The sequence below is a fragment of the Phaeobacter sp. CAU 1743 genome, from assembly GCF_039839315.1.
In the GTDB taxonomy this organism is placed as follows: domain Bacteria; phylum Pseudomonadota; class Alphaproteobacteria; order Rhodobacterales; family Rhodobacteraceae; genus Phycobacter; species Phycobacter gallaeciensis_A.
Genome location: NZ_JBDOQR010000023.1, coordinates 29983 through 45709, shown reverse-complemented (window position 1 = coordinate 45709; position 15727 = coordinate 29983). Strand labels below are relative to the sequence as shown.

At 61.3% G+C, this 15727-nt stretch carries 11 protein-coding genes; 5 read left to right on the top strand and 6 right to left on the bottom strand.

Annotated elements, in window-relative coordinates:
* The first annotated feature begins 188 nt into the window (after window positions 1–188).
* The 3 genes from AAFO90_RS10980 to AAFO90_RS10970 all read left to right on the top strand — a co-directional run bounded on the left by AAFO90_RS10980 (window position 189) and on the right by AAFO90_RS10970 (window position 3138).
* Window positions 189–524, top strand: a complete 336-nt coding sequence (locus AAFO90_RS10980) for an SMR family transporter (protein WP_347509443.1) — start codon at window positions 189–191, stop codon at window positions 522–524.
* Window positions 525–650: 126 nt separating this feature from the next.
* Window positions 651–2471: a translational GTPase TypA gene (gene typA / locus AAFO90_RS10975; RefSeq protein WP_347509442.1), complete on the top strand. Its 1821-nt coding sequence runs from the start codon at window positions 651–653 to the stop codon at window positions 2469–2471.
* An 85-nt stretch (window positions 2472–2556) separates the two neighbouring features.
* Window positions 2557–3138, top strand: coding sequence for a VOC family protein (locus AAFO90_RS10970; RefSeq protein WP_065270332.1), 582 nt, complete (start codon window positions 2557–2559; stop codon window positions 3136–3138).
* 99 nt (window positions 3139–3237) lie between these two features.
* Here the strand turns inward: AAFO90_RS10970 and AAFO90_RS10965 are convergent, their stop codons facing one another.
* The 3 genes from AAFO90_RS10965 to recA all read right to left on the bottom strand — a co-directional run bounded on the left by AAFO90_RS10965 (window position 3238) and on the right by recA (window position 7393).
* Entirely contained in the window at window positions 3238–3525 is a 288-nt protein-coding gene (locus tag AAFO90_RS10965; RefSeq protein ID WP_274834188.1) for a DUF1330 domain-containing protein, read from the bottom strand.
* A gap of 2 nt (window positions 3526–3527) precedes the next feature.
* Complete coding sequence (gene alaS / locus AAFO90_RS10960; RefSeq protein ID WP_347509440.1) at window positions 3528–6179, bottom strand: alanine--tRNA ligase; 2652 nt, start codon at window positions 6177–6179, stop codon at window positions 3528–3530.
* 146 nt (window positions 6180–6325) lie between these two features.
* On the bottom strand, window positions 6326–7393 hold the full coding sequence (gene recA / locus AAFO90_RS10955; RefSeq protein ID WP_065270335.1) for a recombinase RecA: 1068 nt from the start codon (window positions 7391–7393) through the stop codon (window positions 6326–6328).
* 193 nt (window positions 7394–7586) lie between these two features.
* Between recA and AAFO90_RS10950 the strand changes: the two genes are divergently transcribed.
* Complete coding sequence (locus tag AAFO90_RS10950) at window positions 7587–8183, top strand: gamma-glutamyl kinase (protein WP_347509439.1); 597 nt, start codon at window positions 7587–7589, stop codon at window positions 8181–8183.
* Between the two features lie 60 nt (window positions 8184–8243).
* Here AAFO90_RS10950 and AAFO90_RS10945 read toward each other — a convergent pair whose 3' ends face one another.
* The 3 genes from AAFO90_RS10945 to guaB form a co-directional block, all read right to left on the bottom strand.
* Window positions 8244–10556: an ATP-binding protein gene (locus AAFO90_RS10945; protein WP_347509438.1), complete on the bottom strand. Its 2313-nt coding sequence runs from the start codon at window positions 10554–10556 to the stop codon at window positions 8244–8246.
* A gap of 94 nt (window positions 10557–10650) precedes the next feature.
* Window positions 10651–11826: an RsmB/NOP family class I SAM-dependent RNA methyltransferase gene (locus tag AAFO90_RS10940; protein WP_347509437.1), complete on the bottom strand. Its 1176-nt coding sequence runs from the start codon at window positions 11824–11826 to the stop codon at window positions 10651–10653.
* 49 nt (window positions 11827–11875) lie between these two features.
* Window positions 11876–13324 (bottom strand): IMP dehydrogenase, encoded by a 1449-nt coding sequence (gene guaB / locus AAFO90_RS10935; protein WP_347509436.1) that lies wholly within the window; start codon window positions 13322–13324, stop codon window positions 11876–11878.
* Between the two features lie 268 nt (window positions 13325–13592).
* Between guaB and AAFO90_RS10930 the strand changes: the two genes are divergently transcribed.
* Window positions 13593–15641, top strand: coding sequence for an ASKHA domain-containing protein (locus tag AAFO90_RS10930; protein ID WP_347509435.1), 2049 nt, complete (start codon window positions 13593–13595; stop codon window positions 15639–15641).
* The last annotated feature ends 86 nt before the right edge of the window (window positions 15642–15727 follow it).

Sequence of the window (15727 nt, the reverse complement as noted above, 5' to 3'; positions counted from 1 at the left end):
TACGGATACACCGGTCCACGACAGTGCCAGCGCCTGCTGCCCTGCAGAGTGTCTTCACTGCCCCTGCATCCCCAAAGGCTCTGCCAAACAAACAAAAAACTACACTTGGGATTTTCGGGGCTGTTCCGGAACCGCCGCTTGCGCTACGCGGAAAAGGAGCATTTTCCTTTTGAACTCCGGAGGCCCTGATGCCGGTTCATTACGCCTATCTGATCATTGCCGTGGCCGCCGAAACCATCGGCACCACCGCCCTGCAGGCCAGCCAGCAATTCAGCCGTCTGCTGCCTTCCCTGATCGTTCTGGTGGCCTACGGGTTTTCCTTCTACATGCTGGGTCTGACGCTGCGGGTGATGCCCGTCGGGATCGTCTATGCAATCTGGTCTGGCCTCGGCATCGTGATGATTGCAGTGATCGGATTGGTCGTCTTCGGGCAGAAACTGGACCTTCCCGCCGTGCTTGGCATGGCGATGATCTTGGCCGGGATCCTTGTCATTCATCTGTTTTCAGGGTCTTCTGGCCACTGACAGCGCTATCGGGGCGTCCAAACCGCTGCACTGCAGCGACCATTGCGCCGTATTTTCGTATTTTCTCTGGCCTTCGGGCCGGTATCGGGCTATGCGCGGCGCAACTTCCTTACAAAGGCTGACGTCATGGACCTGCGCAACATTGCGATCATTGCACACGTGGACCACGGGAAAACCACCCTCGTCGACGAGTTGCTGAAACAATCCGGCGCCTTCCGCGAAAACCAGGCTGTGGCGGAACGCGCCATGGACAGCAACGACCTGGAGCGCGAGCGGGGCATCACCATTTTTGCAAAACCGACCTCGGTCGAGTGGAATGGCACCCGCATCAATATCGTTGACACCCCCGGCCACGCCGACTTCGGTGGCGAGGTTGAGCGGATCCTGTCCATGGTCGATGGTGTTGTGCTGCTGGTCGATGCCGCCGAAGGCCCGATGCCGCAGACCAAATTCGTGACCTCCAAGGCGCTGGCCCTGGGCCTGCGCCCCATCGTCGTACTGAACAAAGTCGATAAGCCCGACGCCGAGCCGGACCGTGCACTGGACGAATGTTTTGACCTGTTCGCATCGCTGGATGCCACCGAGGATCAGCTCGACTTCCCGCATATGTATGCTTCGGGCCGCAATGGCTGGGCCGATGCAGAGCTGGACGGCCCCCGCAAGGATCTGCACGCGCTGTTCAACCTGATCGTCAACCACGTGCCCGAGCCCAAGCAGATCAAGCATCAGAATGAAGATTTCCGCATGCTGGCCACGACGCTCGGCTCTGATCCCTTCGTGGGCCGCCTGCTGACCGGCCGCGTCGAATCCGGCACTCTGAAAGTGGGTGCTACGGTTCAGGCGCTGACCCGCATGGGCCAGAAGATCGAACAGTTCCGCGTGACCCGTATTCAGGCGTTCCGCGGCCTTTCTGAACAGGACATCGAAGAAGCCCAGGCCGGTGATATCGTTTCCATCGCGGGCATGGCCAAGGCCACCGTGGCCGATACCATCTGCGCCCTGGCCGTGGATGAACCGCTCGACGCACAGCCGATCGATCCGCCCACCATCACCGTGACCTTTGGCATCAATGACAGCCCGCTGGCGGGTCGCGATGGCAAGAAGGTGCAATCGCGCGTTATCCGCGATCGCCTGATGAAAGAGGCCGAATCCAACGTCGCCATCAAGATCGCCGACACGCCCGGCGGCGAAGCTTTCGAAGTCTCGGGCCGCGGCGAATTGCAGATGGGCGTTCTGATCGAAAACATGCGCCGTGAAGGGTTCGAACTGTCGATCTCCCGCCCGCAGGTGATCATGCGCGAAGAGAACGGCGTCAAGATGGAGCCCGTCGAAGAGGCTACCATCGACGTTGATGACGAATACTCCGGCGCAGTGATCGAGAAACTGACCGGCGCCCGCAAGGGTGAGCTCGTCGAGATGAAGCCCGCAGGCGCCGGCAAGACCCGGATCATCGCTCATGTGCCTTCGCGCGGTCTGATCGGCTATCACGGCGAATTCCTGACCGACACCCGCGGCACCGGTGTTCTGAACCGCGTGTTCCACGGCTGGACCCCGCACAAGGGCCCGATCCCGGGCCGTCGCGCTGGTGTTCTGATCTCGATGGAGAACGGCCAGTCGGTTGCCTACGCCCTGTGGAACCTCGAAGAGCGCGGCAAGATGATGATCGGCGCACAGGCCGACGTCTATACCGGCATGATCATCGGCGAACACTCCCGCGACAACGACCTGGAAGTGAACCCGCTGAAAGGCAAAAAACTGACCAACGTGCGCGCCTCCGGCACGGATGAGGCGGTCCGCCTCACCACCCCGATGACGCTGTCGCTGGAAGAGGCGATTGCCTATATCAACGACGACGAGCTGGTCGAGGTCACGCCCAACAACGTGCGCCTGCGCAAGCGGTACCTTGATCCGCATGAACGCAAGCGAATGGCCAAGACCAACGGCTGATCACATTTACGAGGCCGCCCCCCGGGGCGGCCTTACTCTATCCTGCATCCATGATAGGGTCCGCCAAAATTACAGGAGGACCCGAATGCAGAAAATTCAGGTACAGGGCGTCCATCACATCACGCTGACCGGCGCCGACAGGCAGACTTCGATCGATTTCTGGGAGGGGCTCCTCGGCATGCCCTTCGTCTTTGATCAGCCCAATCTGGACAACCCGGATGAAGGCCACCTGTATTTCGATCCCGGTGACGGGCGCCTGATCACCGTCTTCACCAATGAAACCCGCACCCCCGACCGCCGCCGCACCCCGACGGAACCCGGCTGCGTGCATCACATCGCCTTCAACGTCAGCAGGGCCATGTTCTCGCAAGTTGAAAAGCGGCTGAAGGACCGCGGCATCGGCCATTCCGGCGCCAAAGACCGCGGCTTCATGGATTCGATCTACTTCAAGGATCCGCTGGGGCTGATGATCGAGCTGGCTTGCTACAGGTTTGAACCGCCCACCGGCTGCACCCATGCGGATGTAATGATCGAAGCCCACAAGATCCGCGTCGCCCGCGGAGATTACAACATTCAGGAAGAGCACCTGGCCGATGCGATCGAGCTTTTGGTGACCTGCCACACCTCGAGCCTGACGGACGATAGACGCCCCCGCGATCCCTATTGATTGCTGGTGGCATCCCGGCAAAAGAAAAGGAGCGCAGGATGACCTGCGCTCCTTTTTGTATCACCCTGCCCTTTTTGGGCAGGTCGCGGAAAACCGCAATTATTCAGAGGTTTCCACTACCATAAGCTCACGCTCAGAGGCGTCGCGCGCGTGGCTTAGCGCCTCCTGGTATTCCGGGCTGTTGTAGCATTCGACGGCGGCCTCGACGCTGGGGAATTTCGCCACCACGTTACGTGGGCGTTCCTTGCCTTCCAGCTGTACGAACTTGCCGCCGCGGGCGATGAAGCTGCCCCCGTGTTTGGCAATCGCCGGACCCGCCAGCTCGGCATATTTGCCATAGGCCTCCGCATCGGTGACCGTGACGTGAGCAATCCAGAGTGCGCCCATGATTATTCCTCCAAAAGTTTTTCTGCCGCCGCGATGGCCGCTTCGGCCCCGGCGAAATCCTTGCCGCCGCCCTGCGCCATGTCGGGGCGGCCACCGCCGCCCTTGCCGCCAACGGCAGGTACAGCGGCCTTGAGCACATCCACCGCGGAAATCTCTCCGGTCAGATCATCGGTGACCCCGGCCGCAACCGCGACCTTGCCATCGTCATTGGCGATCAGCAGGATCACACCGGATCCGAGTTTCTGCTTGTGCGCATCAATCAGCCCGCGCAGATCCTTGCCCGATACGCCTTCCAGCGCCTGACCGAGGAAGGTCTTGCCGCCGATCTCTTTGGTCTCGACACCACCGGACGCACCGCCACCCATAGCGACTTGCTGTTTCAGCTGCGATACCTCGTTCTGCAGCGCCTTGCGCTCGTCCATCAGCGCCTTGATGCGGTCGATGACATCGGAAGGCTGTGCCTTGAGCATCGCTGCCACATCCGCCATCCGGCCCGCCTCGGCCTCCAGATATTCAGAGGCTGCAGCGCCGGTCAGCGCCTCGATGCGCCGCACGCCAGCCGAGGATGCGCTGTCGCCAAGGATGACGAAGGAACCGATATCACCGGTCTGCTTCACATGTGTCCCGCCGCAGAGTTCGATGGAATAGGTCTGTTTGTCGTGACCCTTGCCGGTTGCTGCGCGCCCCATGGAGACGACACGAACCTCGTCGCCGTATTTCTCACCAAACAGCGCCTGCGCGCCCAGGGCACGGGCATCATCCGGCGTCATGATCCGGGTCTCCACCGGGGTGTTCTGGCGAATATAGGTGTTCACGTCTTTTGAAACCTGGGTCAGCTCCTCGGCGCTCAGCGCCTTTCCGTGGCTGAAGTCAAAGCGCAGACGATCCTCAGCGTTGAGCGAGCCGCGCTGTGCCACGTGATCGCCAAGCGCCTCCCGCAGGGCCTCGTGCAGCAGGTGCGTGGCGGAGTGATTGGCACGAATGGCGCTGCGGCGGGTGTGATCCACCACCAGCTGCGCGGGTGCATTGACCGTCACGATCCCATCGGTCACTTCGCAGAAGTGGATAAAGACATCGGCAGCTTTCTTGGTGTCCGTGACGCGCAGGGCGCCACCTTCGAGACGGATTTCACCGCTGTCTCCGACCTGCCCACCGGATTCGGCATAGAACGGCGTCTGGTTCAGGACAAGCTGAACGCTATCGCCCTTACCCGCCTCACGCACTATCTCGCCATCCTTGACGATGGCCTGGATCTGGCCTTCGGCGCTTTCGGTTTCATAGCCGAGGAAATCGGTGGCGCCATGTTCATCGGCAATATCGAACCATAGGGTGCTGTCGGCACTTTCGCCCGAGCCTGACCATGCGGCACGCGCCTTGGCCTTTTGCGCCGCCATGGCAGTATCGAAGCCGTCGGTGTCGACTTCACGCCCCTTTTCGCGCAGGGCGTCCTGCGTCAGGTCCAGCGGGAAGCCGTAGGTATCATAAAGCTTGAACGCAGCCTCACCCTGCAGGGGTGCGCCCTCGTCCAGTCCGGACAGTTCGTCGTCCAGCAGCTTCAGACCGCGGTCCAGCGTCTGTTTGAAACGGTTTTCCTCCAGGTGCAGCGTTTCCTGGATCAGTGCCTGCGCGCGGCCCAGTTCAGGATAGGCGGCGCCCATCTGCTGCACTAGGGCCGGAACCAGTTGGTGCATCACCGGATCCTTGGCGCCCAGCAGGTGCGCGTGGCGCATGGCACGGCGCATGATGCGGCGCAGCACATAACCGCGCCCATCGTTGGAAGGCATCACGCCATCAGCAATCAGGAAAGAGGTAGAGCGCAGGTGGTCCGCGATCACCCGGTGGTGCACGTTCTGATCGCCATAAGGATCAACGTTGGTAACATCGGCCGAGGCTTCGATCAGCGCCTTGAACAGGTCGGTGTCATAATTGTCGTGACTGCCCTGCAGCAGCGCACCGATACGCTCAAGCCCCATGCCGGTGTCGATGGACTGCATGTCCAGCGCCTTCATCGAGCCGTCTTCGAACCGTTCGTTCTGCATGAAAACGACGTTCCAGATCTCGATGAAACGGTCGCCATCTTCATCAGCGCTGCCCGGAGGGCCGCCCCAGATGTGATCACCGTGATCGTAGAAGATCTCGGTACACGGACCGCAGGGCCCGGTCGGCCCCATTTGCCAGAAGTTGTCCGACGTATCGATGCGGATGATCCGGTCCTCGGGCACGCCGACCTTTTTCCAGATTTCAAAGGCTTCGTCGTCTGTATGATAGACGGTGGTCAGCAGACGGCTCTTGTCGATGCCGAATTCCTTGGTGATCAGCTCCCAGGCAAAGGGGATCGCCTCTTTCTTGAAGTAGTCCCCAAAGGAGAAGTTGCCCAGCATTTCAAAGAACGTGTGGTGGCGCGCGGTATAGCCAACGTTGTCGAGGTCGTTGTGCTTGCCGCCCGCACGCACACATTTCTGCGCGGTGGTGGCACGTTTGTAATCACGATGCTCGCCCCCGGTAAAAAGGTTCTTGAACTGGACCATGCCCGAGTTGGTGAACATCAGGGTGGGATCGTTGCGGGGCACAAGCGGACCGGATTCCACGATTTCGTGGCCTTGCTTGGCAAAGTAGTTCAGGAAGGTGGAGCGGATGTCGTTCAGCGTCGCCATATGCGGGATCCCTTTTCGGGCTTTGTCAGGGTTTCAGGCAGGTTTAGCCCCAGAGCGCAGCCCTGTCCACTGCCCGCCGAAACGAAAAAGGGCGCAACCTGCGTTGCGCCCCATTTCATATTGGATCGGATCACATCCGGGCGCCCTCAGGCCTCCAGAATGTCATCGTCACCGCCGCCGTCGGGGCGGTCAAAGTCGAGCCCATGTGCCGCGCGGATCTTGTCTTCGATATCATAGGCGATTTCCGCATGTTCCCGCAGGAACTGTTTCGCGTTTTCACGGCCCTGCCCGATCCGCTCATCTCCGTAAGAGAACCATGCGCCGGATTTGTTGACCACACCAGCGGCCACACCGAGATCGAGCAATTCACCCATCTTGGAGATGCCTTCGCCATACATGATGTCGAATTCCACCTGTTTGAAGGGCGGCGCCACCTTGTTCTTGACGACCTTGACGCGGGTTGCGTTGCCGACAACCTCATCCCGATCCTTGATCGAGCCGATGCGGCGGATATCAAGGCGGACCGAAGAGTAGAATTTCAGCGCGTTACCGCCAGTTGTCGTTTCGGGCGAGCCGAACATCACGCCAATCTTCATGCGGATCTGGTTGATGAAGATCACCATGCATTTGGAGCGGCTGATGGACCCGGTCAGCTTGCGCATGGCCTGGCTCATCAGACGGGCCTGCACGCCAACACTGGAATCACCCATGTCGCCTTCAAGTTCGGATTTGGGTGTCAGTGCCGCCACCGAATCCACGATCACCATGTTGACCGCACCAGACCGCACCAGCGTATCAGTGATCTCCAGCGCCTGTTCGCCGGTGTCAGGCTGCGAAATCAGCAGCTCGTCCAAATCGACGCCCAGCTTGGCCGCGTATTGCGGATCCAGCGCGTGTTCCGCATCGACAAAGGCGCATACGCCGCCCTTTTTCTGCTGTTCGGCCACGCAATGCAGCGTCAGTGTCGTTTTACCGGAGCTTTCAGGGCCATAAATCTCAACAATCCGGCCCATCGGCAGGCCGCCGATCCCCAGCGCGATATCCAGCCCCAGAGACCCGGTCGAACTGGCTTCGATCTCCTGGATCGCCTTGCCGTCGCCCAGCTTCATGATCGAGCCCTTGCCGAACTGCCGCTCAATCTGGGCAAGCGCGCTGTCCAGCGCCTTTTGCTTGTCACCGCTTTCTTTGTTTTTCATGGTCAACAGATCCGCCATAATCCCTAATCCCCTTCTATGTGTCATACCCGTGGGGTTGCGGCAATCACTTGCTTTGTTCGCCTCTTGTTCCTTATGAGATCAAAACAGGAACATTGCAAGTAAAACTTCCGGTATTCACTTCTGGACGTAGCTGTTAAACAGGAAAACGGTGATAAAACTCTCACTGATTTCCTTTCGGAGCCCCGTGGCGATGCTTGTATTTTATGACGAACGGCTGGTTCTTCTTTCGGTTCCGAAAACCGGCACCACGGCCTATCAGGCTGCGCTGCGGGATCGTGCTGATTTCGTGGTCTCCGATCCGCCGCAGCTGAAACATGCCCCTGTGTTCCGCTATAACCGCTGGTTCCGGCCGATGTTCGAACGGGTCTGCGGTGTTGAGCTGGAGCTGGCCGCCGTGATGCGTGAGCCGATCAGCTGGCTGGGCAGCTGGTACCGGTTTCGTCAACGGCCGTTTCTGGATGGGTCCCCGAATTCGACCAAAGGGATCAGTTTCGACGATTTCGTCCGAGCCTATTGCAAAGGCGATGTGCCGAAATTTGCCGATGTGGGAAGTCAGGCTAAGTTCCTGGAGACACAGCGTAATGGCTGCGCAGTGACGCATCTGTTCCGATATGAAGACCAGCCCGCGCTCACAGCCTTTCTGGAGGAACGGCTTGGTATGAAGATCGCAACCGACCGCCAGAACGTCAGCCCCGCCATGGAGCTGACACTGGATCCCAAGGTCGAAGCCATCCTGCGGCGTAAGCGTGCGGCGGATTTCGAACTATACAAAAGCATCGGCGACTAACGCCGACGCCTTTCGTCAGAAAAATACTGACCGCCGAAAGCAGGCAGCGCCTGCGCAGCGTCAGTGAAGTTGGGCGTGTACCGTTTCGGTCAGCTGGCTCAGCGAGAAGGGTTTGGGCAGGAACACCGAGTTCGGCACATCCGGGTCCGTTTCGCCAAAGGCGCCTTCTGCATAGCCGGAAACGAAGACAACACGGGTATCGGGGCGTTCTTTCAGTGCCTCGCGTACCCAGCTGGGGCCATCCATGCCCGGCATCACAACGTCCGTGACAAAAACATCGACGCTCAGTCCCGGATCCTCCAGCGTGCGCAGCGCGTCTTCGGCGGATTCTGCCTCCAGCACCGTATAGCCGCGCATCCGCAGCGCGCGCGATGCAAAGGCGCGCACCGGCGCCTCATCCTCGACCAGCAATACCACACCCTCGCCATGCTGCGGCGCGGCGGTTTCCTCGACAGGTGCCTCGACTGGGGCATGCTCCACGGCGTCTTGCTTGTGCACCGGGAAGAACAGGGTGAAGCGGGTGCCATGATCCTTGACCGAGTCGATGAAGATATAGCCACCGGTCTGTTTGATGATGCCATAGGCGGTCGACAGGCCCAGACCGGTGCCCTCGCCCGTGCGTTTGGTGGTGTAGAAGGGTTCGAACACCTTCTGCATCTTGTCCGGATCGATCCCGACACCTTCGTCTGACACCCGAATGGTGACCCAATCGCCCGCAGGCACCTTGGCCCGGTCGCGTTCCAGCGGTGCCGTCAGCGTAACCGCTTCGGTCTCGACGCGGATTTCACCGCCATTGGGCATCGCATCGCGGGCGTTCACCACAAGGTTCATCAGCACCTGCTCCAGCTGGCGTTTGTCCGCCCGGATCGAGCGCATCACCGGGTCATGGCTGAGCGTCAGAGTCACCTTCTCCCCGACCAGACGATTCAGCAGATGCGTCAGGTCCGACAGCGTGTCGCGCACGTCAAGGATTTCGGGCTGCAGGGTCTGCTTGCGCGAAAACGCCAGAAGCTGACTGACAAGGGAGGCCGCCCGGTTGGCGTTTTCATGAATCTGGATCAGATCACCATAGTCCTGCTCGCCCTGATCGTGGCGCAGCAACAGCAGGTCACAATGGCCAGAAATGGCGGTCAGCAGGTTATTGAAGTCATGCGCAACGCCGCCGGCAAGCTGGCCGATGGCCTGCATTTTCTGGCTTTGCACGAATTGCGCCTCAAGCGTCTTCAGCTCGGTCGCGTCGTTCAGCACCGCGATCAACACCGGCGCGCCCTCTTCGAAGGTGCGCGTCAGAGTCACCTGTACGAAAACCTCGCGGTCACGGCGCGATAGGCGCAGGAATTCGGACTTGTTAGAGGCCAGCCCTGCGGCCGTATCGCGCAGCCAATCGGACATCGGGCGCCCCAGTCCCTCCATCAGCTGACCGAGTTTCAGATCGTCGCGCGGCTCCACCGCCAGCAGACGCTGGGCCATCTTGTTGAGAGACAGGATATCGCCGCTGGGCGCCACTTTCAGGAAGGGCACGGGCAGGCTTTCGAACCCGGAGCTGGAAGCGCTGAGCCCGGAGGTGTCCACCTCCATCAGGTAAAGCTCGCTGCGGCCCTGGGTGCGGCTCAGCTCGGTCACCAAAACGTCCACCGGCCCGGATTGGGTCATGATGGTATTGAGCTGGCCGGGATTGACCGGCAATGCCGTAAACAGGCGCTCGGTGGATTTGACCCGTTCGCCGATCAGTTTGCGGGCGGCCTCGTTCATGAACAAAACCGCGCCGGACCGGCCCACGGTGATCATCGGGATTGGCACCGCCTCGGCACCGCGCCCGCTGCCGCCTCTGCGTTCGGCAATATCCTCAACCCGCCACAGAAAGCTGCCGCCCTGCATCTGGTGCACCGCGAGACGGACATGCCCCCGCCGGGTCACGATATCTTCCCGCGCAGCGCCGGTTTTTGCCGCCTGGCTTTGCAACCGGAACAGTACTGCCGTCGGATTGGCCAGAACCGAACGAAGCGTCCCCGCGAGCGTTTCCTGTTTGCCTTCGGAGAACCGTTTCAGCGCCGCATCGTTGCAGGCGTGAATGCTGCCGTCCTCATCCGTGACAAAGGTGGGCGTTGCGTCCTTTTCGATGAAACCGGTCAGAAGATCCGTCGCCATCGCTCGGGCATTCAGTCGCACCCTGGATTGCAGCACCATCAGAAGCGCCACCGCCACCAGAGTCAGCGAAACGGCGAGCATTCCGCGCGCGACCCGGTCAGGCCAATCAAGCGCCCAAGGCGCCACCAGCATTGCGCCTGCCAGCAGCAGAACGATCAAAAGGCGTTTATTCTCTGGGGTATTCACCCGCAATGAAGGAACGGAGGAAGTGGGGCGACCTGTCATTACGGCTCCGAAAAAAGACAAGATGCCGCCAATACGCCGCCATCAAGGTTAAGGCCACGTTAATGGTGCAGCGGCTTTTGTTGACAGATACTTATCAATCAGCCTTCGACCGCGTCAACATCGCTGCGAAGAAGCCATCGGTGCCATCCTGCACCCCCCAGGCTTTTTCGCCGATCAGTTGCCATTCCGGGCTGCGGGACAGGAAGGCACGGATCTGATCGCCGTTTTCCGCCTCCAGCATGGAGCAGGTGGCATACGCCAGAACACCGTCTGGCGCTGTAAGTTCGGCCGCCTCATCCAGAATTTCGGCCTGAATGGCCCGGATCTCGTCCAGCCGCTCCGGCGTCAGGCGCCATTTGCCTTCGGGTGCGCGCCGCCAAGAGCCGGAGCCGGAACAGGGCGCATCGCAAAGCACCAGATCAAAGGGCGCCGCAGAGCGAACCGCCTCAGTGGGCTGGCAACGGATCTGAACCCCAGCGCGCGATGCCCTCTCCGGCAGATCCTTCATCCGGCGGGGATCGATGTCATGGGCTGTCAGGCGGATTTGGGCCCGCGCCGCCATGGCGAGGCTCTTGCCACCGCCCCCGGCGCAGTAGTCCAGCACGGATAGGCCATCACGCAGCGGCAGCATATCCACCACCCCTTGGCTCGCGGCATCCTGCAGCTCAACCAAACCATTGTTATAGGCCGCCCCGTTACGCAGTTTGCGAGCACCTTCGGTGACCTCCAGCGCGGTGGGTGAAGCAGCATGGGGCTCGGTTGAGATCCCCTCCTCCTCCAGCGCTGAGCGGGCCGCCGCGACGCTGCCCTTCCGCAGGTTCACCCTGAGATGCACCGGCGCGCGCTGGCGGAGCGCCTGCGCTGCGGCCTCGGCCTTGTCCCCAAGGCTGTTTGAAAAGGAGGACCAGAGCCAGTCCGGAATATCGAATTCCTCGGCCGGACTGGAAAAACCGACAGGCTCGGCCTGTTCTTCGCCGCTGAGCGGCGCAGGGGCGTAACCTTCACCTGTGAACATATCGGAGGGATCGACGCCCGCCTCCCGCAGACCGCCAAGGATCAGGCCCCGGCCCGTCAGGCTGCCACCCAGAACCGCATGGGAGCGAAAGCAGCGCAGCGCCGTGAAGACGTGATCGCGCACTGCCGCGCGATCCTTGGAGCCTGCAAAGCGACTGCGGCGTGCCCAGCCGGTCAAAGCCTTCTCCGCCGCCTCGCCTGCGATCACATGATCCAGGACCTCAATCGCCGCCTGCAGGCGGGCCGCCGGGGTCACGCCCCGGCCCCGATCTTCGCTGCCGCTGTCACAGTACTGCGCATCAAGATCATCCGATCCGGTAGTTCGGGCTTTCGCGTGTGATCTGCACGTCGTGCACGTGGCTTTCCTTGAGGCCAGCACCGGTGATCTTCACGAAATTGCAGTTGCGGCGCATCTCTTCGACGGTCGCACAGCCGGTATAGCCCATGGCCGCGCGAAGACCGCCGACCAACTGGTGAATGACCGCGCCTGCGGAACCTTTGTAGGGCACCTGACCTTCGATCCCTTCGGGCACCAGCTTGTCGCTGGCCGCGTCCTTCTGGAAATACCGGTCGGCCGAGCCGCGCGCCATGGCGCCAAGGCTACCCATGCCGCGATAGCTCTTGAACGAGCGGCCCTGATACAGGATCACCTCGCCCGGGCTTTCATCGGTGCCGGCGATCATCGAGCCGACCATGGCGCAGGAGGCGCCGGCGGCAATCGCTTTGGCAAAATCGCCGGAGAACTTGATGCCGCCGTCAGCGATCACCGGGGTGTCGCCTGCCGCGCTGGCACAATCCATCACAGCGGTCAGCTGCGGTACACCCACGCCCGCCACCATGCGAGTGGTGCAAATCGAGCCCGGGCCAATCCCGACCTTGATCGCGTCCGCGCCCGCATCGATCAGAGCACGGGTTGCCTCGGCTGTGGCAACGTTACCAGCAATCACCTGCACCTGGTTCGAAAGCGCCTTGATCCGTTTGACGGCTTCGATCACGCCTGCCGAATGGCCGTGGGCGGTATCGACCACAACAATGTCGACGCCGGCATCGATCAGCGCCTCGGAGCGTTCAAAACCGGAATCGCCGACCGAGCTAGCCGCAGCCACCCGCAGACGGCCCAGATCGTCCTTGCAGGCGGTGGGGTTCAGAACCGCCTGTTCGGTGTCTTTCAGGGTCAGAAGGCCGGTCAGCTTTCCCGCCTTATCAGTGATCAGCAGCTTTTCGATCCGGCGCGCTTTCATTAGCGATTTCGCCTCTTCCCGGTCTGCCGGCTCCTGCAGGATCGCCAAATTGTCCGAGGTCATCATCACCGAGACCGGCGTGTTGTCATCGCTGGCAAAGCGCATGTCGCGGTTGGTTACGATGCCAACGACGCGGCCATCGCTGTCCACCACAGGGAAACCGGTGACGCGATAGCGTTCCTGCAGCGCCTTGGCATCGGCCAGGGTCTGATCCGCCGTCAGGGTGATCGGGTTGTAGACAATACCGCTTTCGAAGCGCTTGACCCGGCGAACCTGCCGGGCCTGTTCTTCGGCATCGAGGTTCTTGTGAATGACGCCCATGCCGCCGGCCTGCGCCATGGCAATCGCCATGCGGGCCTCGGTCACCGTGTCCATGGCCGAGCTGAGCAGCGGAATATTGAGCGAAATCGAGCGTGTCACGCGAGTGCGCGTATCCGCCGTGCTGGGCAGCACTTCGGAGGCCCCCGGAACCAGAAGAACGTCATCGAATGTGAGAGCCTCACGAATCTGCATTTGTCATCCCCATGCAAAACCCCGTTTGGCGGTGACCCTATGGCACAGAAGCCAGGAAGGGAAAAGAGGCCGCGACAAGAAATAGATCAAATCCTGTTTCAACGGCCTTCCGGGCAGGCAAACGCGACCTCCGACAGGCTCATGACGCATCTCCGGTGCTCATTTTCGAAAAATGCCGGAACCAGGCCCAAAAATGACGCGGGCCGCCTTTCCCTTGGGCAAAAAGAACTTATGCTCGGCAGCAGAATTCTAGTGAAAAGGCACAGGCATGGCTGACGATCCCCTCGTTGTGTTTACCCCCTCTGGCAAACGCGGCCGGTTCCCCGCCGGAACCCCGGTTCTGACCGCTGCGCGGCAGCTTGGCGTCGATCTGGATTCCGTCTGCGGCGGCCGGGGTATCTGTTCGAAATGTCAGATCACCCCGTCTTATGGCGAATTCTCGAAACTCGGCGTCTCCGTACAGGACGACGCGCTGAGCCCCTGGAACAAGGTCGAACAGCGCTACAAGGACAAGCGTGGCCTGATCGACGGTCGCCGTCTTGGCTGTCAGGCCCTGATCGAAGGCGACGTGGTGATTGACGTGCCGCCCGAAAGCCAGGTCCACCGGCAGGTGGTCCGCAAACGGGCCGAGGCGCGCGACATCGTGATGAACCCGTCGACCCGCCTGTTCTACGTCGAGGTCGAAGAGCCCGACATGCACAAGCCCTCGGGCGATCTGGAGCGGCTGGCCGAGGCCCTGCGGGTTCAGTGGGAGATCGAGAACGTCCAGTGCGATCTGCAAATCCTGCAAACCATGCAGCCCGTCCTGCGCAAGGGCGGCTGGAAGGTCACCGTCGCGGTGCATCTGGGCGACAGCAACACGCCGCCGCGCATCATGCATATCTGGCCTGGCCTCTACGAAGGCTCGCTTTATGGGCTGGCGGTTGACCTTGGCTCCACCACCATCGCGGCCCACCTGTGCGATCTGAAAACTGGCGAGGTCGTCGCCTCCTCCGGCATCATGAACCCGCAGATCCGCTTTGGTGAGGATCTGATGAGCCGGGTCAGCTATGCAATGATGAACAAGGGCGGCGATCAGGAGATGACCCGCGCGGTCCGCGAAGGAATGGCGCAGCTGTTCACCCAGATTTCGGCAGAGGCCGAGATTGATCAGACGCTGATCGTCGATGCGGTCTTTGTCTGCAACCCGGTGATGCACCACCTGTTCCTTGGCATTGATCCCTTCGAACTGGGTCAGGCGCCCTTTGCCCTGGCGACCTCGAACGCCTTGTCCCTGCGGGCCAGCGAGCTGGATCTCAACATCCACCCCGCAGCGCGTGTCTACCTGCTGCCCTGCATCGCCGGCCACGTGGGCGCCGATGCTGCCGCCGTGGCCCTGTCCGAAGCACCGGATAAATCCAAGGATCTGGTGCTGGTGGTTGATGTGGGCACCAATGCGGAGATCCTGCTGGGCAACACGGAAAAGGTCCTCGCCTGCTCGTCCCCCACAGGTCCAGCCTTCGAGGGCGCGCAGATCTCCAGCGGTCAGCGCGCCGCCCCCGGCGCCATCGAGCGGGTCGAGATCAATCCTGAAACCAAGGAACCCCGGTTCCGCGTCATCGGATCGGAGCTCTGGTCGGATGAGGACGGCTTTGCCAAGGCGATTGCCACCACCGGCATCACCGGCATCTGCGGTTCAGGCATTATCGAAGCGATTGCCGAAATGCGCCTTGCTGGCGTTCTCGATGCCTCGGGCCTCATCGGGTCGGCAGAACAGACCGGCTCCAGCCGCTGTATTCAGGACGGGCGCACCAACGCCTATGTGCTCTGGGATGGATCTTCCGATAACGGTCCGACGATTACCGTCACCAACCCTGACATCCGGGCGATCCAGATGGCCAAGGCGGCGCTCTACTCTGGCGCGCGGTTGCTGATGGACAAATTCGGCGTCGACACCGTGGACCGCGTGGTGCTGGCCGGCGCCTTTGGCGCCCATATCTCGGCCAAACACGCGATGGTTCTGGGCATGATCCCCGATTGCCCGCTGAAAAAGGTCACCAGCGCCGGCAATGCCGCAGGCACAGGGGCGCGGATTGCGCTTCTGAACACCGAGGCCCGCCGTGAAATCGAGGAAACCGTGCGCCAGATCGAAAAGGTGGAAACCGCAGTCGAACCCCGGTTCCAGGAGCATTTCGTCAATGCCTCGGCCATTCCGAACTCGGTCGAGCCCTTCCCGATCCTGGAAACGGTGGTCACCCTGCCAGAGGTCAACTTCAACACCGGCGGCGGCGATGGCGCGGCAGACGGCGGGCGCAGACGCAGGCGACGGCGCGGCTAAGTCGCTCAGCCAAGACTGTGCCCCACTGGGGCTTGACGCCAGGCGTCCCGGTAGTGGTTACCGGGACGTTTTTTCATGTCGCGCCC